This is a genomic window from Pedobacter africanus (assembly GCF_900176535.1).
In the GTDB taxonomy this organism is placed as follows: Bacteria; Bacteroidota; Bacteroidia; order Sphingobacteriales; family Sphingobacteriaceae; genus Pedobacter; species Pedobacter africanus.
Genome location: NZ_FWXT01000001.1, coordinates 2,493,314 through 2,518,191 on the forward strand (window position 1 = coordinate 2,493,314; position 24,878 = coordinate 2,518,191).

A 24,878-nucleotide genomic window follows, 5' to 3' on the forward strand; every position below is an offset into this window, starting at 1 on the left:
AAATGGCCGAAAAAGGTTTAAAAAAGTGGATCATCACCTTTACAGTGATCACAGCCTCCCTGCTGGAGCTGATTGATACGACTATTGTAAACGTAGCCATACCACAGATACAGGGTAACCTGGGTGCAACACTGGAAGATGTGGCCTGGTTATCTACAGGCTATGCCGTTGCCAATGTAATCGTCCTTCCCATGTCAGGCTGGCTGGGCAGCCGCTTCGGACGGAAAAATTACTTCCTCTTTTCCATCGTCCTGTTTACCATCGCGTCCTTCCTCTGCGGAAATGCGACCAATCTGGAAGAGCTCATTGCCTTCCGTATTTTACAGGGTCTTGCAGGCGGGGGCTTGATCTCTACTGCCCAGGCCATCCTGATCGAAACCTGGCCCCGGGAAGATGTGGGCATCGCCACGGCTTTGTTCGGACTTGGCGCTGTAGTAGGCCCAACCGTAGGCCCCACAATAGGCGGCTACCTTCTCGAAATCAGCACCTGGCCGCTCATATTTTATGTGAATATACCCGTCGGCATCCTTGCTGCCTACTGTACCTATATGTTTGTCCGCGAAACCCCTAAAGACGGAAAAGGCATGCCGGTCGACTGGTGGGGGATTCTTCTGCTGGCTATCGCCGTAGGCAGTTTACAGACCGTACTGGAGAAAGGCGAAAGCGAAGACTGGTTTGCCACACCATACATTACCGCATTGGCTGTCACGTCGGTACTTGGCCTGCTCCTGTTCATCTGGCGTGAGCTGAGCACAGACCATCCGATTGTCAACTTTAAGATCATGCGGCACCGCAGCTTTTCTGTGGGGATGTTCACTTCCTTTATCCTCGGTTTTGGCTTGTATGGCTCCGTATTCGTGTTTCCGGTATTCTGCCAGAACCTGCTGGGCTTCTCTCCGCTGCAAACCGGAGAACTCCTGTTCCCCGGAGGCCTCTGTACCATCGTTATGATGCCTTTTATTGGCATCATGCTGAAGAAAAACATCCCGGCACAGTTCATGGCCACCATCGGAATGTTCCTGTTCTTCGTGTTCTGCTACATGCTCAGTAAGTCTACCCTGCAATCGGGCACCAACGACTTTTTCCTGCCGCTGATGATCAGGGGTGTGGGCATGGCGCTGCTGTTCGTACCTTTAACCACCTTAGCCATCCAGGACCTGAAAGGCCCGGAAATAGGCCAGGGATCGGGCCTCAACAACATGATGAGGCAGCTGGGCGGATCTTTCGGGATTGCCGCATTAACTACACTGATCCATGTGCGCCAGGGCTTCCATCGCAGCAACCTGCTGGTCAACATCAATGAATACAATCCTGCATTTACCGAAAGGTTCAATGCTTTTATCAAGAGTTTTATGGCCAAGGGCTATTCCTACCTGGATGCCAAAATGCTGGCTGCAAAAGCCATAGAGGGTACAGTAACCAAGCAATCGCTACTGCTCACCTACAGCGACGCCTATTGGGTGGCCGGACTGATCCTGCTCTGCTCAATCCCCTTGTTGTACCTGCAAAAGTTTAAAAAGAACGTTGCCGTTCCTGCAGATCTGCATTGAAAAAAAGCAGCCGCTGGAAAATTCCAGCGGCTGCTTTTACCCCAAAAAAATAACAATTACCGTACAACCTGCGCTACAGCGGCACAGGCCATACATACCTTTAAAAGATTTTTTGAATCTCTATAATTCTAAGTTAAAAAAATCCGGCGGAAAAATCAAAATAATTTTATCCACCGTTTAAGTCGTTTTTTCAATCATTTTTGCTACTTTAAGCGCGAATTTTTTTCCACCAGATTATGATGCAGAAACTACGCGCAAAAGGGCAGAGGGAATCTACGTTTAACAACGAAGTTGTATCCCGGTTCGAACTCTACAACAGCCTTTTTCTTACCCTTCCGTTCTACAAAATTAAAGACACAGGTACTTTGCTGCCCCTTTTTATCAAATACTGCGAGGATGGCGTAAACAACCATGAAACCCCGGCAGCTATTATCGATGCTTTTTTTAAGAAGTACACCCAAACCCAGGCCAGCAAGGATATTATCGACCTGCTGTTCCGTTTTATCCAGTACATAGAACGCCAGGTGGTATTGTTCGATGCCGTAGAAGATGCTTCTTTCAATAAGCTGAATGCTTCTGATGAACACAATGCCTTGCTGTCTTACCTCAAAAAAGGAATAGACAACAAAGCGCTGAACGACAAGATCGAAAAACTCATCGATGAGTTTTCCCTGCGCCTGGTGTTAACGGCACATCCTACCCAGTTTTACCCGGGTAGCGTGCTTTCCATCATTACCGACCTGACCACAGCCATTAAGACCAACGATATATCCAGCATTAACCTGCTGCTCCAGCAGCTAGGCAAAACCCCTTTCTTCAATAAAAAATCGCCAACCCCGGTTGACGAAGCGCTGAGCCTGGCCTGGTACCTGGAAAATGTATTTTACTTTGCCGCCGCCAATATCCAATCGGAAGTAGACAAAAGCCTGAACGACTACAACCTGGAATCCAAAAAGATCATAGAACTGGGCTTCTGGCCCGGGGGCGACAGGGACGGTAATCCTAACGTTCATGCCGATTCCACCATACAGGTATCCAAAATGCTCCGGCAGATCCTCTTCCGCTGCTATTACCGCGACTTCAGGAACCTGAAACGCAGGATTACTTTCAGGGGCGTGGAAGAGCCTATTGCTATTGTACAGGATGTGCTGTACAAAAACGCATTCGACCCCAATATCGAAATGGAAAACATTTCCAGCTTCCTGATCGAGAACCTGAACAGGATCAGGACCACGCTGATGGACGATCATGACGGCCTGTTTGCAGACCTGGCATCCGACCTGATCCGAAAAGTAGAGCTTTATGGCTGCCACTTCGCCTCTCTCGACATCCGTCAGGATAGCCGGGTGTTGAGGAATGTACATGCCTTCTGCCGTCAGAGCAAACCCATCATCTCCCTCTTCCCTGAAAATTACGACAGCCTCAGCGAAGCAGAAAAGATCAAAGCACTTTCCTTCAAAAGCGCTAAACTCAACTATACTGAAAATGCAGATTCCCTGGTTAAAGACACCCTGCAAACCATTGCCGAGATCAAACAGATTCAGGAGAGCAATGGTGAACTGGCCTGTCACCGTTTCATCATCAGCAATTGCCAGCAGGCCAGTGACATCCTGCAGTTGATGGAGCTTTTCCTCTGGAATGGCTGGGAAGAAAGCAACCTGCCGATAGATTTCGTTCCCTTGTTTGAAACCGTGCATGACCTTGCTGATGCCGCTGAAATTATGGAAACCCTGTATGCCCACCCTTTTTACAAGGCCCACCTCAAAAGAAGGGGCAACAAACAGCACATCATGCTGGGCTTCTCCGACAGTACCAAGGATGGCGGCTATTTGATGGCCAACTGGTCTATCTTCAATGCCAAGGTATCCCTGACTGAAACCGCAAACAAACACAACATACAGTTGGCCTTTTTCGACGGCCGTGGTGGCCCCCCTTCCAGAGGCGGCGGTAAAACACATCGTTTCTATGCCTCTATGGGTAAAGAAATTGCCAATAAAAATATCCAGCTTACCATACAAGGACAAACCATCAGCTCCCAGTATGGCTCTATTGACAGTGCCGAATTCAACATCGAGCAGCTGATCAATGCGGGCATGTCGGCCGGAATTAAAGAAACACACAACATCCTGCTCGACCCGCTGCACAAAGACCTGCTGGATGTGATGGCTAAAGAAAGCTACGATTCTTTTGTCGCCCTGCGCCAGCACCCCTTATTTTTAAGCTACCTGGAGAAATTCTCACCGCTCACGCTTCTGTCCAAGATCACCATCAGCAGCAGGCCGGTAAAACGCAATGCCGGAGGTGCACTAAAACTGGAGGACCTGCGGGCCATCAGCTTTGTAACCGCATGGAGCCAGCTGAAACAGAACATTCCGGGCTTTTATGGCATGGGCACAGCCCTGAAAAACCAGGAAAAGCTGGGCAACTGGGACAAAGTGGTCAAAACCTATCAGGAGTCGGGTTATTTCAAAACCATTATCGACAACTGCATGATGTCTATGAGCAAATCTGATTTCTCCATTACCGCACACTTTGCCAACGACAAAGAATATGGCGCATTCTGGAAAACGCTGCACGACGAATTTGAGCTCTCTAAAAGCATGCTGCTAAAGCTTTCGGGCCACAGCACCCTGATGGAGAATTACCCGGTAGAGAAGAGCTCTATTGCCGTGAGAGAGAAAATTGTACTGCCGCTGGTACTTATCCAGCATTTTGCCCTGGAGCAGCTGCAAACAGCACTCAGCGAGGAGGAACAGCAATCTTACGAGAAACTGGCCATCAGAACGGTATATGGCATCGTCAATGCCGGCCGTAACCTGGCTTAAAGGAACCCGGCACAGGCCGGAACAGTCATAAAAAATGGCGGCCTCTTTCGGGGCCGCCATTTTTCTAACTTCAAGAGCTCAATTACCTGTCAATAGCGCCCATTACTTTCTGTCCGAACGCATTCAGTGCATCTCTTTCCGCTACGCCCGACTTTACGCTTTCATGTACTTCAAGCGCGCCGCAGATGTTGGTGATCATTTCCCCTGCCACATCTATTTCTTCTTCACTTACCCCTCTGAACTCACAAAAAGCCTCTAAAACACCAAGGGTTGCCTCAAGTTCTTCTGGTGTGCTGTTCTGGAACAGTTGTCTTATTACCGGAATCTTCATTACTTTATCTTATTAAATAATTCGCCCAATACTTCAGCCTTATTGGTTTGAACCTGATCAACCAGTGCCCCGCCTTCAAAGGCAGCAAAAGTCGGCAAATTATCAACGTTAGCCAGTTTTCGCGAGCCCGGAAGTTTTTCAGCATCAACAATAAGGAAAGCAACATCTTCATTTTCCGCTGCCAGCTTTTTAAACTTCGGCTTCATGATCCGGCAGTTTCCGCACCAGGATGCGGCATATTGAACCATTACCTTGTTGTTGTCTGCAACATATTGTTGAAGATTATCTTCTGTTAATTCTAAAAACATGATTTTTAATTTATTAGTTAGCGCTTAAATATTCAGCAACACCAGTCCTGTTGGCGTTCATTGCCGATTTTCCTTCTTCCCAGTTTGCAGGGCAAACTTCGCCATGCTTTTGTACGTGGGCATAAGCATCAATTAAACGCAGGTATTCTTTTACGTTTCTGCCTACAGGCATATCGTTTACACTTTCGTGGAAAACCTTACCGGTTTCGTCAATTAAATAAGTTGCCCTGAAAGTTACGTTTGAGCCAGAGAAAGACTCGTTTCCTTCTTCATCATAAGCAACATCCTGATCAACAATACCTAAAATATTGGCCAGGTGTCTGTGTGTATCTGCCAGGATCGGATAAGTTACACCTTCAATACCGCCATTGTCTTTTGCCGTATTCAACCACGCAAAATGCACCTCATTGGTATCGCATGAAGCACCGATTACGATGGTGTTCCTTTTTTCAAAATCAGGCAGGGCAGCCTGGAAGGCATGTAGTTCTGTTGGGCATACAAAAGTGAAATCTTTTGGGTACCAGAATAATAAAACTTTGCTTTGTTTGCTTACTGCTTCTTCAAATACATTGATCTTCAGATCATCGCCCATTTCGGACATTGCATCAATACTTACACTAGGGAATTTTTTACCTACTATTGCCATAATTATATTATTTTTTTTGATGGCACAAAGGTACGGCTATCGCCCTTCAAAAACAATGAATTTGCAGATATAACACATACTTAATGTTGATGTGGATATAGAGAAAATCTATGGCTGCTTTAAAGTCGACTCGAATAATTTATATATCCTTTTGTACTCGTCTGTCCAGCTGCTGGGCGTGGTAAAACCATGGTCTTCTACCGGGTACACCGCCAGTTCCCAATTGTCTTTTCCCAACGCTATCAGCCGCTGCGAAAGCCTTACGATATCCTGAAAATGCACGTTCACATCTACCATGCCATGGCACATCAGCAAATTGCCCTTTAGTCCCTCTGCAAAGTAAATGGGCGAACTGCGCTTATAGGCCAGCTCATCATTATAAGGCTCGTTTAAAATATTCGAGGTATAGCCATGATTGTAATGGGCCCAGTCTGTCACCGACCGTAACGCCGCCCCGCTGGCAAAGACCTCCTGCTCCTTAAACAAGGCCATCAGCGTAAGGAAACCACCGTAAGAGCCGCCATATAAGCCCACATGTTTGGGGTTTACCCCATATTTTTCTACCAGCATTTTCACCCCGTCTACCTGGTCGCTCAGGTCTTTGCCACCCATATGCCGGTAAATGCCGGTACGGTGCTTGCGCCCATAGCCCGAGCTGGCCGTATAATCGATATCGATCACGGTGTAGCCGTTATCGGCAAGCATATTGTTGAACATATACTCCCTTGAATACTGGCTCCACCAGTAATGCACGTTCTGCAGGTATCCTGCCCCATGTACAAATACCACTGCCGGTCGGTTGGGGTGCGGTGTTTTGGCCGGATAAACCCTGGCATACACCTCATCACCATAACGATTTTTAAAGCTGACCATATCCGGCTCCCGCCAGCTGTAGGAATTGAACTCCGCTGTGGTAGAACTGGTGATCTTTTGGGCTTTTGACCCTGCCTTATTGGGCTGTACATACAGCTCCCAGGGCTTGTTCATGTACGAATGGTTAATGGCCAGCCATTTTTCATCAGGAGACAGCAGGACTTCATTTCCACCTTTCATACTGGTGAGCTGCTGCAGCTTTCCACCTGTGATATCCATGCTGTAAAAATGGGTGATCCCCGGATGCTCCTTATTGGCACTGAAGTAAAACCGCTGTTTATCCTTGGAAAGCTTTAAAGATTGCACCTCCCAGTTTCCGGCAGTCAGCTGTCTTTTTTTACCGGTATGTACATCCGCCACATAAATGTGTGCATAGCCACTGGCCTCGCTTCGGTAATACACCCGGTCATTGTCCAGCCACTGTACTTCCCCTACACCAGGGCCGCCAATCCAGGCCTCGTCACGCTGCCGGTCTACCAGGCTCAGCCCCCCGCTTGCAGCATCCAGTCTCAGCAGCCAAAGGTCTTTGTTATCATGCGATGCAGCCACTATAACCGCCGCGGTGCCCCTCTCGTTCCAGTTCGGTGCCGAAAGCTCCACAAGCCTGTCGGCATTCTTTTTTTTCCGCTCTTCCAGCGCCTCAGGGTAATCCTTTAAATAATCCGGTAAATCTTTGATCCCCGGGATCTGTGCCGTAAGGATTCTGTACACAGTATCCCTCCTCAAATCATAAATATAAATTTCAGCAGCAACGGGGGTTTCCCCAACCTTGGCCCTGGTATTCAGCTCCTCCGTATAGCCCGAGGCCGTAACATAGCTGGGTACAATTGTTCTTTTCTCTTTATCCGAGGCTTCCCTTAGCTTATAGCTCAGGTAATGTGCATCAGGGCTCAGCACCAGGTCGCTCAACCTTTTATCCCCAATATAAACGGGCTTCATTTTTTTGTCTGCCCCTTCCTTATCCGTTGCCGATAAAAGTTCGGGCAGATCCACCTTACTGTTTTTGAGCACATCAAACAGTTCGCTTTGCTGCTGCTTTAGCCATTCATCTTTCTTTGAGGTGTTCTTCTTATCTCCACCCGGCGCTTTGTCAGCTTTAACGATATTGCTCAACTGCCGGGTCTCGCTGGTTTTAAGGTTAAGCTCAAAAAAGTTACTGCCCTTTTGATAGGCAATATTTCCATTGTTTAAGAACATCGGGCTCCCTTCATATTCCTCAGTTTGGGTCAGCCTCCGGGCTTTGCCCGTTTTCAGTTCGTAGCAATAAATGTCGCCCCCTTTTTCGGCCAGCCCCATCGAACGATCTCTATTATACTTATAACTCATCCCTACGGCCTCATCGGCAGCCAGTGCCTTTATCGTATCTGTTTTACCGGAAGCCACATTTACCTGGTAAAGCCCTGCTTTGGCCGCTCCCTTTGGGTTCCAGTTAAAAAATATCCGTTTGCTGTCGGCCGACCAGCGGAAAGCTGAAGGCGAAACGCCAATCCATTTCTGGTCCCTCATGATCTTTTCTACCGTCAGCGGGGCAAGCTGCTGCGCCGAAGCCGTCGACACAAACAAACAAAACAACAGGCCAAGTTTTCTCATCTCAACACCCTCCCCGCTTTGTCTGTATTGACCACAAAAGGATTTAAATATTCATTCACCAGCACGGCAAATTCCCTGCGTGTAGCCACCCTGGCCTCATCAAATTCTGTTTTAAAATGATAGCCCCTGCCCCATTTCTTCTTCACCTCCTCCCTGGTCGTTTCCAGAGATTTATTGCCTACCCTGCACACCAGGTCCAGTACCCCTCCAAGGGTCATATCAGCAGATTTATAGTCATCAAACCAGATCTGGGCCTTGTAATAAAATTCTTTTATGGGTTCCTTTACTTCCGCGGTTGTTACAGGCTTATCCGGCATAAACCTGGCCTCTCCCTCGGCAATCCCAGCTTTCAGAAAACCTGACAAGCCAATGAACTGAATGGCCTGCCAGTTGCTGTCGGCATTCGGGATGTCAGCAAAAGGCATAAGAGAAAGCTTATAGTTGATCAACTCGCGCTGTATCGCCTTGAGGTTGGAAAGCGAGGTTTTGATCTTAAAAAAAACGGCATAGGCCGCTGTAGCCCCAGCTGCCTGTCCTCCGGCCATGCTTTCTGTTTCCCTGTTCAGCAGCACCAGGTTTTCCTGTTCGGGTAAGAGCAGGCTGTACAGCTGTACAAACTGAGCAGTAGTATTGCCTTTGGCATATCCGGCAGCAATACTGTTCCGGTAAAGGTTGCTTGCGTAACTGAAATCCTGCCAGGTTTCGGCAGGCTTAACTGCAAGCGGTATGGCCCCGTCAACATTACCGCTGCCGTCGGCATTTACCAGTACCTCGGGCTTTATTGTCCTGCCATCGGCCAGCAGAACATTCCAGTTGTTGCCCGAGCGTTTGATCCTTGACCATTTGATGTTCCGGATCACCGTCAGGTTTTTAAGGCTGTCGCCCCAGGACTTCAGCACCGCATTGGCGCTTGTCCCATCGACATAAACGGCAGTCAGGCTGTCTTTGATCCCTTTCGCCTTACGCATTTTATGCAGGAAATCCAGCTCCAGCCCTGATGCCAGGTTCCTGTCCATTTCCGAAAGCTTGTATTCCCGTGCCTGCAGCAGCAGGATCGTTTTTACGCCGGAAATGGCCGACTGAAATCCCGCACCAATTGCATTATTCCCATTTCCAATCACCAGCACACCGGTTTTTAGGGTTTGCGCCCTGCAGATCTGCGCCATCAGCAGCATTGTGAAAACAAAAAACAATCTTCTTTTCATCCTGTATCTCTTATATTTAAATCTGATCTGTAATAACCTGTTCCATGAGCCAAACTCTCAACTCCATATTTGAAGCCCAGCAAAAGCATAAATATACGCTTAGAAACAGCAATGCGGTACAAAGAATTCAGAAATTAAAAACTTTGATGGCCGCTATTGAAAACCATGAGGAAGACATTTATGCGGCCCTGCAAAGCGACCTGCGTAAGAGCCGCTTTGAGGCGGCCGTAACCGAAGTGATTTTTATTTACAGTGAGATCCGTTTTGCCATCAGCAAGCTGGGCAGCTGGATGAAACCCAAAAGGGCAGGTAAAACCATGACCAGCTTGCTGGCCCGGAACCGCATATGGTACGAGCCCAAAGGCTCCTGCCTCATCATCTCGCCCTGGAACTACCCGTTCCAACTCATGATGGCGCCTCTGGTCTCGGCTATTGCTGCGGGTAACTGCGCTATCCTGAAACCTTCGGAGCTTAGCCCTGCCACCAGTGCCATTATCACTAAAATTGTTAAGGCCTGCTTTGAGGAAAAGGAAATCTGCTGCATTGAAGGCGATGCAAGTACGTCTACAGCCTTGCTGACCCTACCTTTCGACCATATCTTTTTTACCGGCAGCACCGCCATAGGCAAGGTGGTGATGGAAGCCGCAGCCAAACACCTCAGCTCGGTAACTCTGGAACTCGGCGGAAAGTCGCCCGTTATTGTAGATGAAACCGCGGACCTGAAAGTTGCGGCAGAAAAAATTGCCTGGGGCAAGCTGCTCAATGCCGGGCAAACCTGTATTGCACCCGATTATGTGCTGGTGCCCCTGTCGCTGCAGGAAAGTTTTATAGGGCATTACCAACAAGCGGCTTCGGCCATGTTCCTGAAAGCAGGGGGGCAGCCTAACCCCGATGGTTATGCCAAAATCATCAATGAAAGACATTTCAACAGAATAGCAGGATTGATAGACGAAGCGGTGAATAGGGGCGCCAGGATAGCTTTCGGCGGCGAAAAAGAGGAGGCCAGCCAATCCATATCCCCAACCCTGCTCAGCCAGCTGCCCGTGGGGACTGCAGTAATGGAAGAAGAAATATTCGGCCCGGTGCTGCCACTGATCGCTTACGCAAACCTGGAAGAGGCCATTGCCCGGGTAAACGAAAAAAGCAAGCCCCTGGCGCTGTACATTTTCAGTTCCTCGAAAAAGAACATCCGTCATATCCTGAAAAACACATCATCTGGCGGGGCCTGTGTAAATGATGTGCTGGTACACATTTCCAATCCGCGGCTCCCATTTGGCGGCGTAAATGCAAGTGGCATCGGTAGCAGCCATGGTTTTTTTGGCTTTAAAGCCTTCTCGCACGAAAGGGCCGTAGTGTTTCAGCCGGGCATCAATACCACAAAAATCATTTATCCGCCTTATGAGGGAAAATCCTGGCTGCTCAAGTGGCTGAAAAAACTAATGTGAGAGAATTAATTGCATCGACGTGCTCAACCAATTCTGACTGAGGTCATCGTGAGTGAGCCGCCCACCGCTTTATCGTTAAACAAGGAAACGGGTTCTGTAGCATTCTGCAGCCCCAGGGTATACATCAGAGGCAGGTAATGTTCGGGCGTTGGAATAGCCAGCATCGCTTCCCTGCCCAGGTTCTGGTAGTCGAGCAACCGCTGATGCTCATTATTCAGGATCAGGGATTTGAACCGTTCATTCATTTCCAGCGCCCAGTCGTAGCCACCGCCATTGATCATTTCCCAGCTCATCATCTGCAGGTTATGTACCATATTGCCGCTGCCCAGGACGAGTACCCCCTTTTTGCGCAGGGCATACAGCTCTCCGGCCAGCTGGTAATGATACTCGGGGGCCTTGGTATAGTCTATGCTCAACTGCAGCACAGGAATATTGGCCTGCGGATACATGTGCCGCACTACTGTCCATGCCCCATGGTCGAGGCCCCAGTCATGGTCCAGACCAACAACAGCACTATGAATCAGGCTGGCCGTTTCTGCGGCCAAAGCCGGATCGCCCGGGGCAGGGTACTGTACATCAAACAAGGCCTGCGGAAAACCTCCGAAATCGTGGATGGTCTTTGGGAAGTCCATAGCGGTAACATGCGTTCCGCGTGTAAACCAATGGGCAGAAACCACCAGTACAGCCTTAGGCTGCGGAATATCCCTGGCCATTCCAGCCCATGTGGTGCTGAACGCGTTGTTTTCAATCCCATTCATCGGAGAACCATGACCGATAAACAAAACGGGCATCAAGCCGTCCTGCTCCTGCAGGTTACCGGTAAATGTTTTGAATTCAGCTAATCCAGACATGATTGACTTATTTTGCCTGAACAAATTCCAGGTTTAGGATCACTTTAACCTCTTTACCCACACCAGCCCCTGTCGGGTCGTATTTAATGTTATAATCCAGCCTGTTTACCGTTGTCGTTGCCGTAAAGCCTGCTTTGGTATTGCCCTGCTGATCTTTGGCCGTCCCGCCATAAACCACATTAAAGATCACATCCTTAGTTACGTCACGGATAGTCAGTTTTCCGTTCAGCGCATAATTGTTCCCTTTTAGCTTTTTAAAGGAGGATCCCTCAAAAGTCATGGCCGGGAATTTTTCGGCATTAAAAAAATCGTCTGTTTTCAGGTGATTGTCGCGCATGTCCACCCCTGTTGTGATGCTGTTCACATCTACTGTAAAATTGATCTTCGCATCCGTAAGGTCGGCCTTGGCGGCGGTAACCGAGCCGTCAAATTTTTTAAATGAGCCGTCAACAAAAGAAATGCCCATGTGCCTTACAGAGAAATTAACAAAGGAATGCATCGGATCTACCGTCCATTTAGTCTGTGCGAAAGACGCAACGCTGATTGACACTGCAACCAGGAATAAAAATACCTTCTTCATCTTCTTTTTGATTTAAATGATTTACAAAGCTATAACGATCCAGGGCCGCAATTGTTGACCTATGATAAGAAATTCTGCGGCTAAATAAATAACTTAGCCGGGTAATTGAACTCAACATGAAGAAGTATTTTACGTTAATGCTTTGCCTTTGCTTCGCATCGGCTTTTTCCGCAAAACCCAAACATCAGTACGTTAAAATCAAAACAGCGCTGGGCGAGTGCGTCATCCGCTTGTATAACGAAACCCCGCAGCACCGCGATAACTTCCTGAAACTGACAGAAAAAGGAACTTATAATGGCACACTGTTTCACCGGGTCATCAAAGATTTCATGATCCAGGGGGGCGACCCGGACTCTAAAACCGCTCAGCCAGGGGCTTTGCTTGGCGAAGGTACCCTAGGCTATACTGTTCCGGCAGAGTTCCGCGACAGCCTTTTCCATAAAAAGGGGGTACTGGCAGCTGCACGCGACAACAATCCGGAAAAGGCCTCCAGCGGAAGCCAGTTCTATATTGTTCAGGGCAAAACATTTACCGATGCCCAGCTGGACGATCTCGAAAACAAACGCCTGAAATTTAAACTGCCCCAATACCAGCGCGAAGTCTATAAAACCCTCGGCGGCACCCCGCACCTCGACCGCAACTATACCGTATACGGAGAAGTGGTGAAAGGCCTGGAGATGGTCGATAAAATCGCCATCGTAAAAACAGACGGCAACAACAGGCCCCTTGAAGATGTAAAAATGACCATTACTGTTTTAAAGCGCAGGGAAGCCCGGAAACTGGAAAAAGAACTGGCCAAACAGGCAAAAGCTGCCGCAGAAATAAAAAAACTATCATAAGCTATGAAGATTATCTCCTATAACGTCAACGGCATCCGCTCTGCCTCCACTAAAAATTTCTTCGGCTGGCTGCAGGCCACCGATGCCGATATGGTTTGCATGCAGGAAGTGAAGGCCCTGCCCGCTCAAATCCCGGAAATTATTGCGCTGATTGAACAGCTGGGCTACCATCACTACTGGTTCCCTGCCGAAAAAAAGGGTTATAGCGGCGTGGCCATCCTGACCAGGATAAAGCCCAATCATGTGGCGTACGGCTGCGGCGAAGAGTGGATCGATAAAGAAGGCCGCATCCTGCGGGCAGATTTTGACGACTTTTCCCTGATGAGCGTATACCTTCCTTCAGGTTCCAGCGGTGATGAGCGTCAGGTGAAGAAATACGAGTTCATGCGCTTTTTTGATAATTACATCGGCGAACTGCGTAAAACCCTTCCTAACCTGATCATTTCGGGCGATTATAACATCTGCCATACGGCCATCGATATCCACAATCCAAAATCCAATGCCAACTCTTCAGGCTTCCTGCCCGAAGAAAGGGAATGGATGGAGCTGTTCATCAACAACGGCTTTATCGATACCTTCAGGCATTTCAACAAAGACCCGCACCACTATACCTGGTGGAGTTTCAGGGCCAATTCAAGGGCCAAGAACCTGGGCTGGCGCATCGATTACCACCTGGCCACACAGCCCATGCTGGCCCGCTTAAAGCATGTGGCCATCCTGGCGGATGCCATACATTCCGACCATTGCCCCGTTTTGTTAGAACTTAACCCATAACCATGTCAGCACTCCTCATCACCAATATCGGCTGCCTCACAGGCACACACCCACAAGACACCCTGATGCTCCGGGGCAGGCAGATGCAGGAGCTCCCTGTAATTGACAATGCCTGGATCTTATGTGAAGACGGTAAGATAGCAGATTTTGGAAAAATGGACAGCCTGCCAGCACAACTGCCCAATGCCCTGCACAGGCACGACGCCAAAGGCGGTTTTGTTTTCCCCTCCTGGTGCGATTCGCATACCCACATCGTATTTGCAGCCCCCAGGGAAGAGGAATTTGTCATGAAAATAGACGGCAAAAGCTATGAAGATATTGCCGCTGCAGGAGGGGGCATCCTAAATTCTGCCCGTAAACTACAGCTCGCGTCAGAAGAGGAGCTCTATGAATCCGCAGCCATCAGGCTGAACGACATGATCAGACAGGGAACAGGCGCCGTGGAAATCAAAAGCGGTTATGGCCTCAGCACAGACAGTGAACTGAAAATGCTGCGCGTGATCCGCCGCCTCAAAGAAAGCTTCCCCATTCCGGTAAAGGCCTCTTTTCTGGCCGCCCATGCCTATCCTGCCGAATACAAAAACGACCATGCCGGCTATATCAAACTGATTACAGACGTCATGCTGCCCCGGGTTGCAGCCGAAGGCCTGGCCGACTATATGGACACCTTTTGCGAACAGGGCTTCTTTTCGGTGGAAGATACCGACAGGTTGCTTACCGAAGCTGCCCGGTACGGCTTAAAACCTAAAATACATGCCAACCAGCTCTCCATATCCGGAGGCGTACAGGTGGGAGTAAAACACCATGCCGTTTCAGTGGATCACCTGGAAGTGACAGACGAGGAAGTCATACAAAGCCTGCAAAGCAGCAATACCATTGCCACACTGCTGCCTTCCTGCTCGTTTTACATCAACATCCCTTTTGCCAATGCACGCGGACTAATGAACGCAGATATTCCGGTGGCCCTGGCCAGCGATTACAATCCCGGCTCTACGCCTTCCGGCAACATGAACCTGGTGGTATCCCTGGCCTGTATCAAGCTCCGGATGCGTCCCGAAGAAGCCATCAATGCCGCCACCTTAAACGGTGCTGCTGCGCTGGAGCTGAGCGGGCAGACGGGCAGCATTGCCAAAGGTAAAATGGCCAACCTGTTCATCACCCGAAAAATGCCTTCCCTGGCCTTCCTGCCCTACAGCTTTGGCCAGTCGCAAATCGAAACCATTGTACTTGGCGGAAAGATCAGCTGATGGACCGCCTGAAAATATACAGCCAGACCGATCTGACCGAATTGATCAGCTACAGGGAAGGGGAAACCAAACTGGGCGAATGCGTACAGCTTGTCGCAAGCCTGGACGACCTGGCGGCCTCCAGCGCAAAATTTGTTTTGCTGGGCATCCCGGAAGACATCGGTATAAGGGCAAACCATGGCATTGCCGGGGCCGCAACAGCCTGGCATCCGGCCCTGAAAGCCCTGATGAACATTCAAAGCACCGGATTCCTCAGGGGCGAAGAACTCCTGGTCCTGGGGCATTTCGATATCGCGGATCCTGCCGATACCAGCATAAAGGGCCTGGAACAGAAAGTGCAGCAAATAGATGAGCTGGTGTATCCTGTAATCCGGAAAATAGTGGCTGGAGGTAAAATCCCTATCGTGATAGGCGGAGGGCACAACAATGCCTATCCCATCATCAAAGGTACGGCAACCGCACTGAAACGGGCGATTGATGTGATCAACATTGATGCCCATGCCGACCTCAGGCCTGCCTCCGGAAGGCACAGCGGCAATGGCTTTAGCCATGCGCTTGCGCAGGGACTGCTGAACAATTATGGCCTTTTTGGCCTGCACCAGAACTACAACAATACCCACATCCTGGAAGCCATTGTCGGCAACCCGAATATCCATGCCGTATTTTTCGACGACATGCTGCAAAGCCCGCAGCCCCCGGCGGCATTCTGGACCGACCTGCTGAAACACATGGATGCGGCACCCGGACTGGAGATCGACCTGGATTGCATAGCAAACATCCTGTCGAGCGCCATGACCCCCTCGGGCTTCAGCTTAAATGAAATCAGGCGACTGTTGTTGACCCCGCTCAAGAAATTTAGCTACTTACACATTTGCGAAGGCGCTGTGACCTTAATTGATGGCCGACAGGCTCAGACCACAGCAAAGGCCATTGCCTATCTTATAAGCGATTTTATAAAGTCGCAGCAATAAAAAAGGGCTTGTCTATGCAAGCCCTTTTATCCCCCTCAGCCAATCCCCTAGAATTTCAATACCTTGATTTCTGTACGCCGGTTGGCCTGGTGTTCGTCCTCACTGCAGTCTACCCCATTTGCACAACGGTTCAGCAGCCTGGTTTCCCCATAGCCTTTGGCCACCATTCTGTCACGAGCCACACCTTTGCTCACCAGGTAATTTACTGCAGACTCAGCCCTTTGCTGCGACAGACGCAGGTTGTAGGCATCTTTGCCCCTGCTGTCGGTGTGCGAGGAAAGCTCTATCCTTAAACCGGGGTTCTGGGCCATTACATTCACCAGGTTATCCAGTATGCGCCCGGCGTCCGCCCGGATGTCCCATTTGTCGAAATCATAGTGGATGTTTTTCAAAACAAATACCGCCCCGGCATCCAGGTTGCTTACCCCGAGTTTCAGGGTCACATACAGGGTTTTGCTCCTGTCGAGCCCTTTAGTGGTCACGCTTTCGGTTTGCGAGAACTTACCGGCCTGACTGGCCACAATGTGATAATCTGAAGCCTGTTCCAGCTGGTATACAAATTTGGCCTCTGCATCAGAAATCTGGGTCATGTTCCTGTTGTTCCCGGTATTGGTCAGCACCGTGCCAATTCCCGGCAGTTTGCTGCTGTCATTTGCCCTTACCGTTTCACCGATCAGTGTAAACCTTGGGTCGTCATGGAAGATCTCCTTATAGATCACATTTCCAGCATTGTTAAAATCCTGTTCAGAAATGTTTACCGGCTCGGCAGCGATGCCATTTTTTACCGCTGTAATCAGGTAAGTGCCTTTTTCGGCGGCTTTAATCCGTTCGGCCTGCCCATCGGCATTGCTGATAGAGGCATTGTCGATCCCATTACGGCTGATCTTAACGGTTACCCCGCTCAGTGCAAAACCGGTTTGCTTGTCTTTAACCACCACCAGGATATCCTTGGGTGCTGCCAGGGCAGACGGTGCTACCGTTTTGGTAACCGGGGCAGGCGCAGGTTTGCGTTTGCTGCCAAAGGTATATTTAATCCCCAGGCTCACATTTACCGCCTGTACAAATGTTTTTTGAGTAATGGGTTGTTCTTCATAGAAATCCAGTAGGTTAATGAGCTGTCCGTCTTTTACATTCAGCACATCCTTAGTGCCGAGCGCTTTCTTTTCGTTGTAGCGGGTAACATAAAACTCGCTGGAGTCTTTCCCGAAGCTTTTGCCGAAAGCCCTCAGGTAATCGGCCTGCGCAAACAGTCCCCAGTTGTTGCTGAGCGCATAAGATAGGCGTATGCCGCCCAGGCCCATCCATGACCTGGTCTTCTCTTTGGAGTTGCTGGTATAATAGGTATCAAACAATTTCGCTGGCGGACCAGAAGCGGCATTGACATAAATGGACTGTGCATACTGCGGGAAGCCTTCAAACAAGAGCCCGCCGCGCAGGAAAGCTTCCACATCCACTTTACCAGAACCGGCCTTATAGGTTGGGCCTATACTTACTGCAATGTGCTGAAAAGAAGGGTGGTTGAAATAAGTAGTGCCGATATGGCCGTTGTCGAAAAATACGCTGTCGAACTTGCGCATGTCGTGGTTCAGGAAACGGGCGTCCAGTCCGATGCCCCATTTATTGCCCCTGAAGTACTGATCTATGGCCAGTCCGCCAAAATAACCGTTCTTAGCGCGGCCGATTTCGTTTTTGTACTTACCCATGGGCATACTCAAACCGCCAAAAGCAGAAAGCTGAAGCCTGCCAGGCGCAGTATCGTCGACCCGCGCCCCGCGTTCATTGGAAGTGTTCTTTGTGGGGCTCTGCGCCCAGGTAAGGCCGCTGAACAGGACAGCCATTACCATTAATATTAACCTTTTCATCATTTCATTCCTTTAGTTTAAAATCAAACTGTTTGGAACTATATCATCCGGGTTGAATATTTGTTACCCCTGTTAAAAGCGATCTGTATAAAAAAGGCAATAAATTAAAAATAGTAAACCCGCTCCGGCGTAATGCAGCAATCCAGTTTCACATCGTAGGTGTTGACATCATCTATCCTTTCAACCGGCCCAAAGAAAGACAGCCCGATCCTTTGCGCCCCCAGGCGCGCTAAAAAGCGATCGTAAAAACCTTTTCCATAACCTGCACGGTAGCCCTGAAGGTCAAAGGCCAGCATCGGTACCAGTACCATATCCACCTCTCCTGTATGCAATTCCCCTTTAGCCGGTTCCAGGATATTGTAAGCATTTTTCAGCAGCCCTTCCCTTCCGGCATACACATAATGCTGCATCAAAGCTGTCTCAAAATCTGCCTTTGGCACAATGATCCTGATCCCGGGATGCTGCGAAGCCAGCCAGTCAATGAATAAAAAAGTATCCGGTTCCTTTTTCTCTGCGATAGGCAAAAAAACATGCACCGTCCGAACCGAAGAAAAATCCAGCGCAGCAAAATGTTCCAGCAAAGCCCTGCTATACGCTGCTACCTGGGCATCCGAAAGCCCCTTTCTTTGCAAAATTGCCTGTTTCCTGATCTCTGCCTTTGTCATCCCCAAAGATAACAAAACCACAACCATCAACATAAACCGACATCAAACCAGAACTCAAACCCTGTTCACCAAAAAAGCCCCTGCTATTCAAAAGTATACTGCAAAACCTGCTCCGTGCCAATAAATAACACCCCACCTAAACCCCGAAGACCTCCTTTTTGGCGGCTAACCTTTGCGCCCAGAGAAAAACAAGATTGTCCCGGAGAGGCCTAGGAATTTTTGGCGAAGCGAAGCGAGCCAAAAGGTTCCAGCTTCGGAGGCACATCTTGTTTTTCAATCCCGAAGCAAAACAAAAAGCAAAAAAGAAGGCTTCGGGAACCACTCCGAAGCCTCAATCAACCTAAACCTAAAACTAAACTATGAAAATTCTTATTTTACTCTTTCTATATAGTCACCTGTACGCGTATCAATCTTCACTTTATCGCCCTGATTGATAAACATCGGCACTTTTATCTCTACTCCGGTCTCTACTGTTGCATATTTCAATGCATTTGTAGAAGTATCACCTTTAACTGCAGGCTCTGAGTAGGTTATTTCCAATTCAACATGCGAAGGTGTCTGTGCCATAATTGGCTCATCACTTTCAAATGCGATGATGACATTCATTCCTTCTTTCAAGAAACGGACAGCTTTACCGAACAATAGTTTAGGAATATTAAACTGTTCATAAGTATTGTTATCCATTACTACCAGTGCATCGCCATCTTCATACAAATACTGGTAATCGCTGGTCTCCACACGGCAAATCTCTACTTCTTCATCTACACGGAACCTGTATTCCACCAGCTTACCGGTTTTTACGTTCCTCATTCTGGCTTGGTAAAACGCGCGCAGGTTACCCGGCGTACGGTGCAGAAACTCTTCTACTTGTACCAATTCCCCGTTAAAACGAAGAATATTACCATTTTTGATGTCTGATGCTTTTGCCATTCTTTCTGAAATTGTGCCTAAACTTTCGGCCTTTTTTCGTGCCGCAAAGGTAAAGACTATTTATTAATTATACAATAGTAATTTAAAAATATTTTTATAAAGGTATTTTAAGCGCTAAAAACGGCCTTCCGGCCTGTTTTCAAATATAAATTTTAGTTATTTATAATTCGTCAGCTCCACAAAATGGTTACAAAAAGCATACTCAGCTTCCTGGTTCGAGCCAATAATCAGCGTTCTTTTTGCTGTAAACCGCTCCATCAGCCCCAGGTACCAGGCCATTCCCTGCTTATCCAGATTGGAAGTCGGCTCATCCAGGAACAACAACGGCGTATCCGCACAGCAGGCCAAAGCCAGCTTGGTACGCTGCTTCATCCCAGAAGAAAAGTACTTTAATGCCTTGTCCTGCGATTTTACCAGTCCCAGCAGGTCCAGCACCGCTGCAGCGTTCATGCCCTCATGATACGATTTGAACTTAAAATGAAAATCTATGGTTTCCTGCAGCGTGAATTCCTCGATCAGGTCCAGATAAGGCGCCGCAAAGCCGATTTCTTTGTAAACATCTTCTACCCTGATGTCGGCAGTTCCTTTGTAATGGATCTTGCCTTCAGAGGGCGACAAACTGCCCAGTAAAACGCTCAGCAAGGTCGATTTACCCGAACCATTAGGCCCCAGCACCGCATATTTCCCTGCGGCTTCAAACCGGTAGCTCAGCCCCCTGAAAATCCATTCCTGGTTAAATCTTCTGCCAACGTTCTCTAAGCTGATCGTCATTGCCCGGTTCTAACTTCCTGAACCGAAGCCTTTCATCACCCCTCGGTTTGAATTCCGGATAAAATCAACGATCTCATCCCGGATCTCTGTAGGCTTAAATTCAGCTTCTATCATGTCAAGGGCCTTGGTCACATTGTTGTGTTTTACAAACAATACCCTGTAAATTTCCTGTATTTCATTGATCTTTTCCGAAGAGAAGCCCCTTCTTCTTAAACCAACGGAGTTGATCCCTGCATAGGAAAGCGGTTCGCGTGCAGCCTTCACATAAGGAGGAACATCCTTTCTTACCAATGAACCACCGGTTACAAAGGCATGAGAGCCCACTTTTACAAACTGGTGGATGGCCACCAATCCGGCAAGAACCACATAATTACCAATGGTAATGTGCCCTGCAAGGGTAGTACTATTCGAAAAGATGCAGTAATCGCCCACCTCGCAATCGTGAGCAATGTGCGAATAAGCCTGGATCAGGCAATTGCTGCCAATTACCGTTTTCCATTTATCCTTTGTACCCCGGTTAATCGTTACGCACTCCCTGATGGTGGTATTGTCGCCTATTTCGGCTGTTGTTACCTCTCCGGCAAATTTTAAATCCTGCGGAACCCCCGAAATCACCGACCCAGGAAATACCCGGCAGTTCTTTCCGATCCTTGCACCATCCATGATCACCACATTGGAGCCAATCCAGGTACCCTCGCCAATCTCCACATCTTTATGAATCACCGCAAAAGGCTCAATCACCACATTGTCAGCTATTTTCGCCTGAGGGTGTATATATGCTAAAGGTTGTATCATGTAGTTTCGCTTTCTTTAACTTTAACGATCTGGGCCATCATTTCTGCTTCCACAACAACTTTTCCGGCAACCATTCCCACGCCTTTCATCTGTGCAATTCCACGTCTGATCGGCTCCATCAGATCGCAGCGGAAAACGATGGTATCCCCAGGCAATACCTGGGCCCTGAAACGTACGTTGTCGATTTTAAGGAACAAAGTCAGGTAATTTTGCGGATCGGGCACCGTGCTCAGCACCAGGATGCCCCCGGTCTGGGCCATAGCCTCAATCTGGATCACCCCCGGAAAAACAGGGGCACCCGGAAAATGTCCTTTAAAGAACTCTTCGTTCATGGTTACGTTCTTCACACCAACCACATGGGTCTTGGAAAGCTCCAAAACCTTGTCCACAAACAAAAACGGTTGTCTGTGCGGCAAGATGTCCATGATCTGAACGGTATCGTACAGCGGTTTCACGCTTGGGTCATACACATGCTGTACTTTTTTGTTTTTTTCCTTTTTGATGGCTGCTTTAATTTTTTTGGCAAAAGCTACGTTGGCAGCATGACCAGGTCTGGCCGCCATAATATGACCTTTCAGGTGTACGCCTACAAGGGCAAGGTCGCCAATCATGTCCAGCAATTTGTGCCTTGCCGGCTCATTCTGGTGCCTCAACTCCATGTTGTTCAAAATTCCCTGCGGGGCAACATCTATTGCTTTTCGTTTAAATATCTTGGCCAGGTGGTCCAGCTCTTCTTTAGTAACTTCCTTATCTACAATTACAATGGCATTGTTCAGGTCGCCCCCCTTGATCAGGTTGTTCTGCAGCTGGTACTCCAGTTCATGTAAAAAGCAGAAAGTCCTGCAGGAAGCAATCTCTTTCTTGAATTCAGCAATGCTGGTTATCCCGGCATGCTGGCTGCCCAATACCGGTGAATTGTAATCAATCATACAGGTAAACCTATAGTCGTCAAGCGGCATAGCCACAATCTCAACTTTCCTGTCAGGTTCTGTATAAGCTATGTTGTGCGGGATCTGAAAATACTCCCTGTCTTTTTCCTGTATCTGTACACCTGCGCTCTCCAGTGCGTCCAGAAACTGGATGGCGCTGCCATCCATGATTGGTGTTTCCGGACCATCAAGCTTCATCAAGACGTTATCCAGATCCATACCCACCAGCGAAGCCATCACGTGCTCTACCGTGCTTACACTGGCGCCGTTCTGGGAAATGGTGGTTCCTCTTGCCGTATCGGTCACATTATCGCAATCTGCATCTATAACAGGCTCGCCCGGAAGGTCGGTCCTTTGAAATTTAAAGCCGTGGTTTTCCGGTGCCGGACAAAAAGTGAGCGTAACGTTAGCCCCGGTATGCAAGCCTACACCCTTTACCGAAACCTCATTCTTTATGGTCTTTTGTTTAACGTTCATTATTATTTTGGTATACTGTTTTGTTCAATGAGTTCATTCAGCTGCCTGATCTGCGCCTCCAGGTTAGCTATCCTTTTCTCAACGTTGGGCAGCTGCTTAAAAATTACAGAGGCCCGCATCCAGTTCCGCAAGGGTTGTGCCGGACTGCCATGCCATTGTTTATTTTCTTCGGTAATGTTAAAATTGATCCCTGCCTGGGCGCCGATCTGGGTGCCTTTAGCCAATGACAGATGCCCGGCAATGCCCACCTGTCCGCCTACAACCGATTTCTCGCCCAGTTTGGAGCTTCCGGAAATTCCGCTTTGCGCCGCAACCACACTGTGTTCACCAACGTCTACATTGTGTGCAATCTGGATCAGGTTGTCCAGTTTAACCCCTTTACGTATAAAAGTAGAGCCCATGGTGGCGCGGTCTATAGAACTGTTGGCGCCTATCTCCACATCGTCTTCGATCACCACATTGCCAATCTGTGCAATTTTGGTATAAGTACCATCTGCCTGGGGCGCAAAACCGAAGCCGTCGCTGCCAATTACGGTATTGGAATGAATGACGATGTTGCTGCCCAGCACCGAACGGTTGTACAGCTTCACCCCCGGAAAAAGGGTGCAGTTGTTGCCCATACTGGAATCGGGCCCGATAAATACCTGGGGCGAGACTTTACAGTTGTCACCGATCACTACATTTTCTGCCACATAGCTAAATGCGCCAATAAATACATTTTTACCAATTTTTGCCGAAGGGTGAATAAAGCAGGGCTGTTCTATGCCCACCTGTGCATTGCCCAGGTTAACGGCCTCGTTGTATTTTTCCAGCAAGACTGAAAAAGCACTGTAAGGATCGGCCACCCTGATGAGGGTACTACTGACCTTCTGACTGGGTACAAAGTCTTTCTTAACAATGACTACCGAAGCATTTGTCTGGTATAAATAGTTCTCGTACTTAGGGTTAGATAAAAAGCATAAAGACCCGGTCTTACCATTTTCTATTTTTGAAAGCTCGCTAACCTTTGCGTCCTCATCGCCCTCGATGGTACCATCTATAAACTCACTTATCTGCTTGGCAGTAAATTGCATCTTACAAAGTTATATGTTAAATTGATATGAACAAAAAAACCTGTTTAGGTTACTCCGTTCATTTTAAATTAAGAATCTAAAAACGGGATAAATCGTTAAATATTTTGTTAAAAAATGCTAAATAATCCGCGGATAACACAGGATATGCTTTTTCACTGTCTTGTCCAGTGACGCTAAGTTAGATAAATCAGAGGCTTTCGCAATGTCTACTATCGTATTGTTTTTCAACAAGATATTGATATTTCCGCTCCCTGCATTATAGGCCCTGTTCCTGATGACATCCGTAAATACAAAATAGCAGACCTCTGCCTCGTCCAGGTTTAAAACCTCAGCTATGCGCGCCCTCAGTTCCTGTACCCGGCTTTCATCAGGGGCCTCATTACTGATCTCCACTTTATAGAGGTTCCGCTGCGTAAGCATACCGCAAAGCTGCGCCAGGATCCGGTCTGAGTGGCTTACCCAAACCTTCACCGAGGCAAAAATATCCTGATCGTCCAGCCTCGAAAAATGCGCCAGATGCGCTCCTCCCTTAAAAAATTCCGCCTCTGTGATCTCATTTTTCAGGAAATGCTGCAGCGCAGGTGTGGCAAAGAGCGCTTCGCCATGCGTAGCCAGGTATTTTGCCCTTTCCAGGATTTTTACCAGGACCATCTCGCCGGCCACCACCGTTTTGTGCAGGTAAACCTGCCAGTACATCAGCCGGCGGGCGATCAGGAATTTTTCTATAGAATAAATGCCTTTCTCCTCAATCACCAGCTCCTTATCCAGCACATTGAACATTTTAATGATGCGGTCGAAACTGATTACCCCCTCACTAACCCCCGTAAAAAAGCTATCGCGGTTCAGGTAATCCATCCGGTCCAGGTCCAGCTGGCTCGAGACCAGTTGGGGCAGGAAATGTTTTGGGTAATCGCCCTTAAAGATGCGGATGGCCAGTGTCAGCCGGCCGTCAAACTCTTCGTTCAGCATCTCCATCATTTTCATAGAAATGTCCTCGTGCTGTATGCCGTTGACCAGGGTATGCTCCAGCGCATGCGAAAAGGGGCCATGACCAATGTCGTGCAGCAAAATGGCTATCGTTGCCGCCTCTTCCTCCTCGGCCGTTACCTCATGGCCTTTGCCCCTAAGTACCTCTATAGCAAGGCTCATCAGGTGCATGGCCCCCAAAGCATGATGAAAGCGGGTATGAAGGGCCCCTGGATATACCAGGTGGGTCATCCCCAACTGCTTGATATATCTAAGTCGTTGAAAATACGGATGCGAGATCAGATCGAATATGATTTCAGAAGGGATATTGATGAAGCCATATACCGGATCATTTATGATTTTCTTTTTGTTCAA

At 48.4% G+C, this 24,878-nt stretch carries 22 protein-coding genes; 7 read left to right on the plus strand and 15 right to left on the minus strand.

Annotation, left to right across the window (positions count from 1 at the left end):
- Window positions 1-2 precede the first annotated feature (2 nt).
- Both B9A91_RS10325 and B9A91_RS10335 read left to right on the plus strand, forming a co-directional pair.
- Entirely contained in the window at window positions 3-1,550 is a 1,548-nt protein-coding gene (locus B9A91_RS10325; RefSeq protein ID WP_084238251.1) for a DHA2 family efflux MFS transporter permease subunit, read from the plus strand.
- A 236-nt stretch (window positions 1,551-1,786) separates the two neighbouring features.
- Entirely contained in the window at window positions 1,787-4,375 is a 2,589-nt protein-coding gene (locus B9A91_RS10335) for a phosphoenolpyruvate carboxylase (protein ID WP_084238253.1), read from the plus strand.
- Between the two features lie 82 nt (window positions 4,376-4,457).
- On the opposite strand, the gene B9A91_RS10340 is transcribed toward B9A91_RS10335, so the two are convergent.
- The 5 genes from B9A91_RS10340 to B9A91_RS10360 form a co-directional block, all read right to left on the minus strand.
- A complete protein-coding gene (locus tag B9A91_RS10340) occupies window positions 4,458-4,706 on the minus strand; it encodes a DUF6952 family protein (protein WP_084238254.1) in 249 nt (82 codons plus the stop codon).
- The gene (locus tag B9A91_RS10345; RefSeq protein ID WP_084238255.1) at window positions 4,706-5,014 is read right to left on the minus strand and encodes a thioredoxin family protein; all 309 of its coding nucleotides are present in this window, start codon (window positions 5,012-5,014) and stop codon (window positions 4,706-4,708) included. The genes B9A91_RS10340 and B9A91_RS10345 overlap by 1 nt, the downstream gene beginning before the upstream one ends.
- Window positions 5,015-5,027: 13 nt before the next feature.
- Window positions 5,028-5,660: a peroxiredoxin gene (locus tag B9A91_RS10350; protein ID WP_084238256.1), complete on the minus strand. Its 633-nt coding sequence runs from the start codon at window positions 5,658-5,660 to the stop codon at window positions 5,028-5,030.
- A gap of 108 nt (window positions 5,661-5,768) precedes the next feature.
- Window positions 5,769-8,123 carry a S9 family peptidase gene (locus B9A91_RS10355; RefSeq protein ID WP_084238257.1) on the minus strand — a complete coding sequence of 785 codons (2,355 nt, stop codon included), beginning with the start codon at window positions 8,121-8,123 and terminating at the stop codon, window positions 5,769-5,771.
- On the minus strand, window positions 8,120-9,328 hold the full coding sequence (locus tag B9A91_RS10360; protein ID WP_144008892.1) for a hypothetical protein: 1,209 nt from the start codon (window positions 9,326-9,328) through the stop codon (window positions 8,120-8,122). The genes B9A91_RS10355 and B9A91_RS10360 overlap by 4 nt, the downstream gene beginning before the upstream one ends.
- 44 nt (window positions 9,329-9,372) lie before the next feature.
- On the opposite strand from B9A91_RS10360, the gene B9A91_RS10365 reads away from it, so the two are divergent.
- Window positions 9,373-10,773, plus strand: coding sequence for an aldehyde dehydrogenase family protein (locus B9A91_RS10365; RefSeq protein ID WP_084238259.1), 1,401 nt, complete (start codon window positions 9,373-9,375; stop codon window positions 10,771-10,773).
- Window positions 10,774-10,796: 23 nt separating this feature from the next.
- Here B9A91_RS10365 and ygiD read toward each other — a convergent pair whose 3' ends face one another.
- A complete protein-coding gene (gene ygiD, locus B9A91_RS10370) occupies window positions 10,797-11,624 on the minus strand; it encodes a 4,5-DOPA-extradiol-dioxygenase (protein WP_084238260.1) in 828 nt (275 codons plus the stop codon).
- A gap of 7 nt (window positions 11,625-11,631) precedes the next feature.
- Window positions 11,632-12,204: a YceI family protein gene (locus B9A91_RS10375; RefSeq protein WP_084238261.1), complete on the minus strand. Its 573-nt coding sequence runs from the start codon at window positions 12,202-12,204 to the stop codon at window positions 11,632-11,634.
- A 116-nt stretch (window positions 12,205-12,320) separates the two neighbouring features.
- On the opposite strand from B9A91_RS10375, the gene B9A91_RS10380 reads away from it, so the two are divergent.
- From B9A91_RS10380 to B9A91_RS10395, 4 genes are read left to right on the plus strand one after another with little or no spacing between them, the layout of a single operon-like run.
- On the plus strand, window positions 12,321-13,043 hold the full coding sequence (locus tag B9A91_RS10380; RefSeq protein WP_084238262.1) for a peptidylprolyl isomerase: 723 nt from the start codon (window positions 12,321-12,323) through the stop codon (window positions 13,041-13,043).
- 3 nt (window positions 13,044-13,046) lie between these two features.
- Window positions 13,047-13,817 carry an exodeoxyribonuclease III gene (locus tag B9A91_RS10385; RefSeq protein ID WP_084238263.1) on the plus strand — a complete coding sequence of 257 codons (771 nt, stop codon included), beginning with the start codon at window positions 13,047-13,049 and terminating at the stop codon, window positions 13,815-13,817.
- 2 nt (window positions 13,818-13,819) lie between these two features.
- Window positions 13,820-15,064, plus strand: a complete 1,245-nt coding sequence (hutI, locus tag B9A91_RS10390; protein ID WP_084238264.1) for an imidazolonepropionase — start codon at window positions 13,820-13,822, stop codon at window positions 15,062-15,064.
- On the plus strand, window positions 15,064-16,035 hold the full coding sequence (locus B9A91_RS10395; RefSeq protein ID WP_084238265.1) for a formimidoylglutamase: 972 nt from the start codon (window positions 15,064-15,066) through the stop codon (window positions 16,033-16,035). The genes hutI and B9A91_RS10395 overlap by 1 nt, the downstream gene beginning before the upstream one ends.
- A 47-nt stretch (window positions 16,036-16,082) precedes the next feature.
- On the opposite strand, the gene B9A91_RS10400 is transcribed toward B9A91_RS10395, so the two are convergent.
- The 8 genes from B9A91_RS10400 to B9A91_RS10435 all read right to left on the minus strand — a co-directional run bounded on the left by B9A91_RS10400 (window position 16,083) and on the right by B9A91_RS10435 (window position 24,878).
- A complete protein-coding gene (locus tag B9A91_RS10400; protein ID WP_394334668.1) occupies window positions 16,083-17,900 on the minus strand; it encodes an OmpA family protein in 1,818 nt (605 codons plus the stop codon).
- Window positions 17,901-18,001: 101 nt separating this feature from the next.
- Window positions 18,002-18,562 carry a 5-formyltetrahydrofolate cyclo-ligase gene (locus B9A91_RS10405; RefSeq protein WP_084238267.1) on the minus strand — a complete coding sequence of 187 codons (561 nt, stop codon included), beginning with the start codon at window positions 18,560-18,562 and terminating at the stop codon, window positions 18,002-18,004.
- A 369-nt stretch (window positions 18,563-18,931) separates the two neighbouring features.
- Window positions 18,932-19,492 carry an elongation factor P gene (efp, locus tag B9A91_RS10410; protein ID WP_084238268.1) on the minus strand — a complete coding sequence of 187 codons (561 nt, stop codon included), beginning with the start codon at window positions 19,490-19,492 and terminating at the stop codon, window positions 18,932-18,934.
- A 156-nt stretch (window positions 19,493-19,648) separates the two neighbouring features.
- Complete coding sequence (locus B9A91_RS10415) at window positions 19,649-20,263, minus strand: ABC transporter ATP-binding protein (protein ID WP_084238269.1); 615 nt, start codon at window positions 20,261-20,263, stop codon at window positions 19,649-19,651.
- Window positions 20,264-20,272: 9 nt separating this feature from the next.
- Window positions 20,273-21,058: an acyl-ACP--UDP-N-acetylglucosamine O-acyltransferase gene (lpxA, locus tag B9A91_RS10420; protein WP_084238270.1), complete on the minus strand. Its 786-nt coding sequence runs from the start codon at window positions 21,056-21,058 to the stop codon at window positions 20,273-20,275.
- Window positions 21,055-22,464, minus strand: coding sequence for a bifunctional UDP-3-O-[3-hydroxymyristoyl] N-acetylglucosamine deacetylase/3-hydroxyacyl-ACP dehydratase (locus B9A91_RS10425; RefSeq protein ID WP_084238271.1), 1,410 nt, complete (start codon window positions 22,462-22,464; stop codon window positions 21,055-21,057). Before B9A91_RS10425 ends, lpxA begins: the two co-directional genes overlap by 4 nt.
- Window positions 22,465-22,466: 2 nt before the next feature.
- A complete protein-coding gene (lpxD, locus tag B9A91_RS10430) occupies window positions 22,467-23,537 on the minus strand; it encodes a UDP-3-O-(3-hydroxymyristoyl)glucosamine N-acyltransferase (protein WP_084238272.1) in 1,071 nt (356 codons plus the stop codon).
- A 117-nt stretch (window positions 23,538-23,654) separates the two neighbouring features.
- Window positions 23,655-24,878 carry an HD domain-containing protein gene (locus B9A91_RS10435; RefSeq protein ID WP_084238273.1) on the minus strand — a complete coding sequence of 408 codons (1,224 nt, stop codon included), beginning with the start codon at window positions 24,876-24,878 and terminating at the stop codon, window positions 23,655-23,657.

Excerpts from the sequence above, each read along its gene's own strand:
- B9A91_RS10325 (WP_084238251.1), top strand. The coding sequence starts at position 3 with ATGGCCGAAAAAGGTTTAAAAAAGTGGATCATCACCTTTACAGTGATC.
- B9A91_RS10335 (WP_084238253.1), top strand. The coding sequence starts at position 1,787 with ATGATGCAGAAACTACGCGCAAAAGGGCAGAGGGAATCTACGTTTAAC.
- B9A91_RS10340 (WP_084238254.1), bottom strand. The coding sequence starts at position 4,706 with ATGAAGATTCCGGTAATAAGACAACTGTTCCAGAACAGCACACCAGAA.
- B9A91_RS10345 (WP_084238255.1), bottom strand. The coding sequence starts at position 5,014 with ATGTTTTTAGAATTAACAGAAGATAATCTTCAACAATATGTTGCAGAC.
- B9A91_RS10350 (WP_084238256.1), bottom strand. The coding sequence starts at position 5,660 with ATGGCAATAGTAGGTAAAAAATTCCCTAGTGTAAGTATTGATGCAATG.
- B9A91_RS10355 (WP_084238257.1), bottom strand. The coding sequence starts at position 8,123 with ATGAGAAAACTTGGCCTGTTGTTTTGTTTGTTTGTGTCGACGGCTTCG.
- B9A91_RS10360 (WP_144008892.1), bottom strand. The coding sequence starts at position 9,328 with ATGAAAAGAAGATTGTTTTTTGTTTTCACAATGCTGCTGATGGCGCAG.
- B9A91_RS10365 (WP_084238259.1), top strand. The coding sequence starts at position 9,373 with ATGAGCCAAACTCTCAACTCCATATTTGAAGCCCAGCAAAAGCATAAA.
- ygiD (WP_084238260.1), bottom strand. The coding sequence starts at position 11,624 with ATGTCTGGATTAGCTGAATTCAAAACATTTACCGGTAACCTGCAGGAG.
- B9A91_RS10375 (WP_084238261.1), bottom strand. The coding sequence starts at position 12,204 with ATGAAGAAGGTATTTTTATTCCTGGTTGCAGTGTCAATCAGCGTTGCG.
- B9A91_RS10380 (WP_084238262.1), top strand. The coding sequence starts at position 12,321 with ATGAAGAAGTATTTTACGTTAATGCTTTGCCTTTGCTTCGCATCGGCT.
- B9A91_RS10385 (WP_084238263.1), top strand. The coding sequence starts at position 13,047 with ATGAAGATTATCTCCTATAACGTCAACGGCATCCGCTCTGCCTCCACT.
- hutI (WP_084238264.1), top strand. The coding sequence starts at position 13,820 with ATGTCAGCACTCCTCATCACCAATATCGGCTGCCTCACAGGCACACAC.
- B9A91_RS10395 (WP_084238265.1), top strand. The coding sequence starts at position 15,064 with ATGGACCGCCTGAAAATATACAGCCAGACCGATCTGACCGAATTGATC.
- B9A91_RS10400 (WP_394334668.1), bottom strand. The coding sequence starts at position 17,900 with ATGATGAAAAGGTTAATATTAATGGTAATGGCTGTCCTGTTCAGCGGC.
- B9A91_RS10405 (WP_084238267.1), bottom strand. The coding sequence starts at position 18,562 with ATGACAAAGGCAGAGATCAGGAAACAGGCAATTTTGCAAAGAAAGGGG.
- efp (WP_084238268.1), bottom strand. The coding sequence starts at position 19,492 with ATGGCAAAAGCATCAGACATCAAAAATGGTAATATTCTTCGTTTTAAC.
- B9A91_RS10415 (WP_084238269.1), bottom strand. The coding sequence starts at position 20,263 with ATGACGATCAGCTTAGAGAACGTTGGCAGAAGATTTAACCAGGAATGG.
- lpxA (WP_084238270.1), bottom strand. The coding sequence starts at position 21,058 with ATGATACAACCTTTAGCATATATACACCCTCAGGCGAAAATAGCTGAC.
- B9A91_RS10425 (WP_084238271.1), bottom strand. The coding sequence starts at position 22,464 with ATGAACGTTAAACAAAAGACCATAAAGAATGAGGTTTCGGTAAAGGGT.
- lpxD (WP_084238272.1), bottom strand. The coding sequence starts at position 23,537 with ATGCAATTTACTGCCAAGCAGATAAGTGAGTTTATAGATGGTACCATC.